Below are 620 nucleotides of genomic sequence, written 5' to 3'. Positions count from 1 at the left end.
CCCGCCGCAACCGCTGACACACCCAACCCGCCCCCGCGGACCCACGTGCGTCCGCGAGGGTCCATGTGCGTCCGCGTTGGTCCGCACGGGTCCGGGCGGGCGTGGTGCAGGGCGAGCAGGGCGGTGTCCAGCCGCCGCCCTGCCTCCTCGGTGGCCCAGCTCCGCCCGCCGGCCTGTTCGACCAGGTGGGCGGCCTGCGTGAGCGCCGCCGTGTCCAGGGTGTCGCCCGGTGGGCGGGCGTACAGGCGGGCCAGGCGTTCTCCCTCCGGGGTGCCGGAGGTGAGGGCGGCCACCACCGGCAGCGACTTCTTCCGTGCGGCCAGGTCGGAACCGACCGGCTTCCCCGTCGCCGCGTCGTCGCCCCAGATCCCGAGCAGGTCGTCCACCAACTGGAAGGCCACGCCCAGCTCGCGGCCGAACTCCCGCAGGCGGCGCGCCCGCTCGGGGGCGGCGCCGGCCGCGAGCGCGCCCAGTTCGCACGCCGCGCCCAGCAGGGCACCCGTCTTGGCCTCGGCCATCGACAGGCACGCCGCCAGTCCGACCTCCGCATGCCGTTCGAACGCCAGATCCAGCGACTGGCCCACGCACAGCTCCCGGACCGCGGCGGCGAGCACCCGCGC

Annotated in this window: 1 protein-coding gene; it reads right to left on the bottom strand. The window is 76.8% G+C overall.

Features of this window, described 5'->3' with window-relative positions; all coding sequences use genetic code 11:
• The coding region (locus FAF44_RS53560; protein ID WP_237111176.1) for a polyprenyl synthetase family protein at nt 1–620 on the bottom strand (620 nt) is incomplete at both ends.

It is taken from the genome of Nonomuraea sp. MG754425 (assembly GCF_021699195.1).
GTDB lineage: Bacteria > Actinomycetota > Actinomycetes > Streptosporangiales > Streptosporangiaceae > Nonomuraea.
The sequence above is the reverse complement of the archived record's forward strand: the minus strand, read 5'-3'. Positions and strand labels throughout refer to the sequence as shown.